General features: G+C 45.5%; 8 protein-coding genes. 6 read left to right on the forward strand and 2 right to left on the reverse strand.

What is annotated here, in order from left to right; genetic code table 11:
- The first annotated feature begins 42 nt into the window (after positions 1–42).
- From J6U00_RS12765 to J6U00_RS12775, 3 genes are all read left to right on the forward strand, one after another.
- Positions 43–1,224: a phosphoribosylaminoimidazolecarboxamide formyltransferase gene (locus J6U00_RS12765; RefSeq protein WP_296582420.1), complete on the forward strand. Its 1,182-nt coding sequence runs from the start codon at positions 43–45 to the stop codon at positions 1,222–1,224.
- Positions 1,225–1,280: 56 nt separating this feature from the next.
- Entirely contained in the window at positions 1,281–1,853 is a 573-nt protein-coding gene (locus J6U00_RS12770; protein WP_296582422.1) for a hypothetical protein, read from the forward strand.
- Between the two features lie 94 nt (positions 1,854–1,947).
- Positions 1,948–2,463 (forward strand): hypothetical protein, encoded by a 516-nt coding sequence (locus tag J6U00_RS12775; RefSeq protein WP_296582423.1) that lies wholly within the window; start codon positions 1,948–1,950, stop codon positions 2,461–2,463.
- A 103-nt stretch (positions 2,464–2,566) separates the two neighbouring features.
- Here J6U00_RS12775 and J6U00_RS12780 read toward each other — a convergent pair whose 3' ends face one another.
- A complete protein-coding gene (locus J6U00_RS12780; protein WP_296582424.1) occupies positions 2,567–2,791 on the reverse strand; it encodes a hypothetical protein in 225 nt (74 codons plus the stop codon).
- Between the two features lie 90 nt (positions 2,792–2,881).
- Here J6U00_RS12780 and J6U00_RS12785 point away from each other — a divergent pair, with 90 nt between their 5' ends.
- The 3 genes from J6U00_RS12785 to J6U00_RS12795 are packed head-to-tail and all read left to right on the forward strand — an operon-like array spanning position 2,882 to position 5,440.
- Positions 2,882–3,493, forward strand: a complete 612-nt coding sequence (locus J6U00_RS12785; RefSeq protein ID WP_296582426.1) for a hypothetical protein — start codon at positions 2,882–2,884, stop codon at positions 3,491–3,493.
- Positions 3,494–3,520: 27 nt separating this feature from the next.
- Entirely contained in the window at positions 3,521–4,807 is a 1,287-nt protein-coding gene (gene purD, locus J6U00_RS12790; protein ID WP_296582427.1) for a phosphoribosylamine--glycine ligase, read from the forward strand.
- Positions 4,808–4,819: 12 nt separating this feature from the next.
- A complete protein-coding gene (locus tag J6U00_RS12795) occupies positions 4,820–5,440 on the forward strand; it encodes a hypothetical protein (RefSeq protein WP_296582429.1) in 621 nt (206 codons plus the stop codon).
- Between the two features lie 331 nt (positions 5,441–5,771).
- Here the strand turns inward: J6U00_RS12795 and J6U00_RS12800 are convergent.
- A partial coding sequence (locus J6U00_RS12800) for a TCP-1/cpn60 chaperonin family protein (protein ID WP_296582431.1) occupies positions 5,772–6,536 on the reverse strand: 765 nt, incomplete at its 5' end.

Genomic DNA, 6,536 nt, shown 5'->3' on the forward strand with positions numbered 1-6,536 from the left:
GCATTACGAATTATGAATTAATATATAAGGAGGACATTAACAATGTCAAATGAAATGCAGTTAAAATACGGCTGTAACCCAAATCAGAAACCTTCAAGAGTTTATATGGCTGACGGCAGCGAGCTCCCTATCGAGGTACTCTGCGGAAAGCCCGGATATATAAACCTGCTTGACGCCTTCAACGGCTGGCAGCTGGTAAAGGAGCTCAAAGCTGCTACAGGTATGTGCGCAGCTACCTCTTTCAAGCACGTTTCCCCAGCAGGAGCTGCTATCGGCAGACCGCTCAGTGACGATCTCAAAAAGATATACTGGGTGGACGACCTTGGCGAACTCACTCCCCTTGCAAGCGCATACGCAAGAGCAAGAGGTGCTGACAGAATGTCCTCCTATGGTGACTTTATCGCTCTTTCGGACAAGGTAGACATATGCACAGCCAAGATGATACAGCGCGAGGTATCCGACGGCGTTATCGCTCCCGATTACGAGCCTGAGGCTCTGGAGATACTTAAGTCCAAGAGAAAAGGAACCTACTGTATACTAAAAATGAACGAGAACTATAAGCCTGCTCCAATTGAGACAAAGCAGGTATATGGCGTTTCCTTTGAGCAGGGGCGTAATGAGCTTGATATAAACCGCGAGCTCCTCGCAAATATAGTTACAGACAATAAGGATATCCCCGATGACAAGAAAGACGACCTCCTTATCTCCCTTATCACTCTTAAATATACCCAGTCCAACTCCGTATGCTACGTCAAGGACGGACAGGCTATCGGAATCGGTGCAGGTCAGCAGTCACGTATCCACTGCACACGCCTTGCAGGTCAGAAGGCTGACAATTGGTGGCTTAGACAGTCTCCGCAGGTAATGGGACTTCAGTTCGTTGACGATATCCGCCGCGCAGACCGTGACAACGCTATAGACGTATATATTGGTGACGAATACGAGGACGTTCTCCGCGAGGGCGAGTGGCAGAGAATATTCAAGGTTAAACCTGCTGTATTCACCCGTGAGGAAAAGAAAGCTTGGCTCGCAAAGAATACCGGTGTATGCCTCGGCTCTGACGCCTTCTTCCCCTTCGGCGATAACATCGAACGCGCTAAGAAATCAGGCGTTGAATACATCGCAGAACCCGGCGGCTCTATCCGCGACGACAACGTTATCGAGACCTGCAATAAATATAACATAGCAATGGCATTCACAGGAATAAGACTCTTCCACCACTGATAACCAAATTGCCGGCTGCGGTTCCCTGACCGCAGCCTTATTACAAGGAGAAACCGATGAACAAAAACACTATAATATCTATAATCTCTGCAATTGTTCTTTCCACATCCTTCTGCGGCTGCACTAAGCAAAAGTCATATGTTCCCTCAGAAAGTCCAGCCGCTACTGAACAGGGAACGAAAATAGAACTAAAAAAGGAAGTGCTCAGCTACAATAAAGGCAACGTAACATGTGACGACTTCACTTTTTTTGCTGACCCAACTATCTGGAACTACACCGATGCCTCAGACGATATATGCGATTTCCGTATGAAGGCTGCCAAGGAACTGACTATCTGCGGCATAACGCTTTTTAGGTCTGAGGAACAGAGAAACGGGAACGACGCACAGTTCAAGGTGCTCTCAGTGATAAACGACGACGACGTTGTATCTACGGGAACTCTTGCTACAGCTGACAGAAACTTCTATTACTACGAATGGTCGATAAACGAAGACCTTCACGGCAGGACCTATATTGCCGACTGCGGCAACAATTACCTGTGCGCTTATGCAGAAAGCAATAACTTCGGATTTGTGGACGGAAAAATAGCAGAGCTTCTCAGCAGCATAAAGCTAGCTGACGAAAAATAACATCTTGCAATATCCGGCCCATTATGATATACTATATATAACTAAATAAGGCGGATATGCACCATTATGTTTTGTTTATTCGGGGGGAAAAACTATGGGCAGCTACAATTCAATATCTTTAAGGAAGCTATACATAACAGCGTCTGTTTTCTGCGTCACATACATCATACTTGCAGTCCTCTCCTATATACTTTCAGGGACTGTATTCGGCGCGTTTACCGGCGAAGCCTTCAGGGAGGCTCACCCGGAGATGATGATATCAGGAAAATGCAGACTTCTGCTCTGTCTCGCAGAGATAGTATGGCTTCCCTTTATTGCTTATATAATCAGCTGTACTGGCTGGGCTTTTTCTGCAAAGCGGTGCAGGCGCACTCTCAAAGCGGCTCCTGCTCTGTGGATACTGGGGTTCACAGCCGAACACGTACTGGCGCTGCTTATCTCTCGCTCCTCGATGAAGTCCTACGCTTCCGAGGGCTGGTTGATACAGCGTACTGAGTATATAACATTTTTCTTCTCTATACTCCTTGTGGGAGCACTGGTGCTGGTATGCACTGCTGCCGCTCTCGGTATAGATGAGGACAGACACGTTAAGCATCTTAAGTACAAATGATTAAAACAAACATGATATAATGAAGATTCAAAGGGGAAACTAAAAAAATGAAAAAAGGAATCATTATCACAGGGGCAATTATCGCACTTGCAGGAGCCGTTTTTTAGGCTATGGCTGGTATCTGTCCGAACCGACGGAAACTGTCACCACGGAAAACTACAGCTTTAAGGTCCCGAAGAGCCTCAAGCTGGAAGATCAGAACGGCGATTATAAGCTGACTTTCAAATGTCTCGGCGAAGATATCGTTTTCACTGATGAGCATCTGAACTATAAATCTGATCTGATAGGCGAACTCTTCCCTTATCGCAGCACTGAAAAAACCAAGCAACTGGAAAAGCTTGAGGGGTGTCCTTATACAGGCTATTTCAGTTTAGCGGAAGAAAAAATATCAGGCAAAACGGAAACTAATCTGCATTATATGCTTGGAACAGATACTTATTTTTTGTCGGCAGACTGTTGGTCTAGCAGCTCGTTAAAAGCAAATATAATAAAAAAGATAATATCCAATGTCGTAAAAACGGCGAAATACACTTCCGATTTCCGTATTGCCACAAAGCCTGATGTATATGACTACGAATGGTTCAGCGTTGATACGGGATCAAAGTATTATCTTCTTGACACGACAGAAGATGCTCAAGCTTTACACGAAAACGCTCTGCTCTGTGTCAGGGAATGGTATGCAGAGGCTGACAGCGTTGACAAAATATCTTTTCCTTGTGTCTCAATATGTGTTGAGAAAAATAATGATTCTCCTGCCGACCGTGCAGATGAAATCTATAAGAAAAAACTCGAAAAAAAAGATAGATATTCTGTACTGACAAGAGAGAAAAAGAACAGGTTCGGTTTTGAATGTGAGCGCTTTTATTTTGATTATGCTTCCACATCAAGTGGTTATAAGTTATTCAGCGATACATACTTTTTTAGAAACGGCGATCTTTTCTACACGATCAACGCAGTATATGAAACAGATGAAGAAAAAGCCGATATCGAAGAAATGCTTGACGGCATAACCATAAAGGATATCAAATAACTATTTACATACAGGAGGAATACCCCAATGAAGAACGTATTAGTAGTCGGCGGAGGCGGCCGTGAACACGCCATAATAATGAAGCTGGCAGAAAGTCCGCAGGTTGGAAAGCTCTACTGCGCTCCCGGAAACGGCGGTATATCAAAGTATGCCCAGTGCTTCAATGTTGCGGCGACTGACGTTGACGGTATAGTTGCTCTCGCTAAGGAGCTAAAACCGGATATGGTAGTTGTAGCTCCCGACGACCCGCTGGTACTGGGTATGGTGGACGCATTGCAGGCAGAGGGCTTCATGACCTTCGGTCCCAAAGCTAATGCGGCTATTATCGAGGGTTCCAAGGTGTTTTCAAAGGAGCTCATGAAGAAATACAACATACCTACCGCTTTCTATGAGGTATTCACCGATTCCGAAAAGGCTGTGGCTTATTTAAAGGAGCAGAACAGCTATCCGGCTGTAATAAAGGCTGACGGTCTCGCTCTCGGAAAGGGCGTCATCATCGCTCAGAACGAGGAGGAAGCCGTAAAGGCTGTCCACGAAATGATAGACGAACTCAAATTTGGGAAGAGCTCCGCACGTATAGTTATAGAGGAATTCCTCACAGGCCCTGAGGTATCTGTGCTCAGTTTCACAGACGGCAAAACTATGGTGCCTATGATATCCTCGATGGACCACAAACGCGCTCTCGACGGAGATCAGGGTTTGAATACCGGAGGTATGGGCACGGTATCTCCCAATCCATGTTATACCGAGGATATCGCCAAGGAATGCATGGAAAAGATCTTCATACCCACTATGAACGCTATGAACGCCGAAGGACGCACATTCGAGGGCTGTCTTTACTTCGGCCTTATGATAACTCCAAAAGGCCCCAAGGTGATAGAGTACAACTGCCGCTTCGGCGACCCGGAAACTCAGGTAGTTCTCCCAATGCTGGACGCAGACCTCTACGAAATATTCGAGGCTATATACAACCACGAGCTCGGCAAAGTGGATATAAAATGGCATAAGGGTAGCTGTGCCTGCGTAGTCATGGCAAGCGGCGGTTATCCTGAAAGCTATCCCAAGGGCATTGAAATGAAAGGCTTCGACGAAAAGGGACAGGTTGAAGGTTGCTTCGTTTACCACGCAGGTACAAAGCTCTCTCCCGACGATAAATTCCTTACCAACGGAGGAAGAGTCATCGGCGTTACTGCCAAGGGCGACACCTTACAAGCTGCTCTCGACAAAGCTTACAGTGGAGTTGACAGAATAAGTTTTGAGGGAGCTCATTTCAGAAAAGATATCGGACAGAGAGCTCTGAAAGCTCTCGGTTAAGGAGCTGTACAAATGCATGAAAGATTAAACAAGGGGCTTAAGCTCTGTCTTTTAGGTAATATCCTGTTTATCGCCTTCGGATTTATTTGCTTTATCTTCTACAAGACCTACGCTTCCTACGAACTGCATACAAGGATACTTGCCTTAATAGCCTATATTACCGAGGTAACCGGTTTTGCGTTACTTATGTTCGGCGACTGGCTGATAATTTCTGCTATACGTTTCAGAAGGGCTTTCAAGGCTGCATGGACATTCTATGTCATCTTTGAATCTGTAATGATGATAATGGAGCTCAATTCATCAAAGATAGATTTCTACAAGCCCTTTTCTCTGACGCTTGCAATTATTCACACCCTTATATCGGGCCTGGTATGTCTGACTTTCGTTCAGCTCGATACCAACAACAAAAAGCTGGAAAGACTCGTAATCGTATGTATAATTATAATTGCGGCAGGTATGCTCGGAAATCTGCTGGGTATAAGAGTGTATTTCAGTATCATCAGCAATGCTATAGCCTTTATTATAATGTTCCAGAGCATTATTAAAATGAAGGAGCACGGCGATATCGAGATAGACTGCCACGGCGATAAGGCTCGTGTGGCAGAATACAAGAGCGAATTCATTGACGATTAAGTTGCCGCACCGGCACTTGTAAGCTTGCTTAGCATTATCACTCCCCCCCTCTATATAAAGGGGCTGGAATAGCATAAAATAATTTTTAAGCTCTATCTATTGCAAAAAATCAGGCGACTTGTATTGTGAAGTATTTACAATACAAGCCGCTTTTTTAAGTTATCAGGCATTGACGGACGGCGAAACTCTACCCATATAAAAGAGGCGAACCCAAAGGTTCGCCTTTTTTCTATACAATTTACAGTGCTGTAAGCAATGTACAAGTTACGTTCCTATTAAGAGTAACCGAGTTTACGAGCAACAATGTGGCAAGAGGTTAGCCTCACGCTGCTTAATACATTCCGCCTGCGGGCATTGCAGGTGCAGCAGGTGTATCTTCCTTGATATCAGCTACAAGGCTCTCTGTTGTGAGTACCATTGATGCTACGGAAGCTGCATTCTGGAGTGCGCTTCTTGTTACCTTTGTAGGATCTACGATACCTGCCGGTATCATGTCTGTGTATACCTCATTGTATGCGTCAAAACCGTAGCCTATCTTGCGTGAACGAATTATCTTGTCTACTATAACGCTGCCTTCAAGTCCTGCATTCTCTGCAATCTGACGTACAGGTGCTTCAAGAGCCTTGAGTATGATCTTTGCACCTGTCTTTTCGTCGCCTTCAAGTGTGGGAACGAGCTTGTTAACTGCCGGCATTGCATTTACAAATGCTGTACCGCCGCCTGCTACGATACCCTCCTCAACTGCTGCCTTTGTAGCTGCAAGAGCGTCTTCGATACGGAGCTTCTTCTCCTTCATCTCAATCTCTGTAGCTGCGCCGACCTTGATAACTGCTACGCCGCCTGCAAGCTTTGCAAGTCTCTCCTGGAGCTTCTCACGGTCGAAGTCGGAAGTTGTCTTCTCGATAGCGTTTCTGATCTGGGCAACTCTTGACTTTATAGCCTTCTTGTCACCTGCGCCGTCTACGATGATAGTGTTCTCCTTCTGGATAACTACCTGTTTTGCCTGACCGAGCTGCTCAACAGTTGTCTCGTTGAGTTCAAGACCAAGCTCTGAGGAAATTACCTCACCGCCTGTGAGCACTGCGATATCCTTGAG

This window comes from Ruminococcus sp. (genome assembly GCF_017650195.1).
Lineage (GTDB): Bacteria > Bacillota > Clostridia > Oscillospirales > Ruminococcaceae > Ruminococcus.

Excerpts from the sequence above, each read along its gene's own strand:
- J6U00_RS12785 (WP_296582426.1), top strand. The coding sequence starts at position 2,882 with ATGCTTGGAACAGATACTTATTTTTTGTCGGCAGACTGTTGGTCTAGC.
- J6U00_RS12775 (WP_296582423.1), top strand. The coding sequence starts at position 1,948 with ATGGGCAGCTACAATTCAATATCTTTAAGGAAGCTATACATAACAGCG.
- J6U00_RS12795 (WP_296582429.1), top strand. The coding sequence starts at position 4,820 with ATGCATGAAAGATTAAACAAGGGGCTTAAGCTCTGTCTTTTAGGTAAT.
- J6U00_RS12765 (WP_296582420.1), top strand. The coding sequence starts at position 43 with ATGTCAAATGAAATGCAGTTAAAATACGGCTGTAACCCAAATCAGAAA.
- purD (WP_296582427.1), top strand. The coding sequence starts at position 3,521 with ATGAAGAACGTATTAGTAGTCGGCGGAGGCGGCCGTGAACACGCCATA.
- J6U00_RS12770 (WP_296582422.1), top strand. The coding sequence starts at position 1,281 with ATGAACAAAAACACTATAATATCTATAATCTCTGCAATTGTTCTTTCC.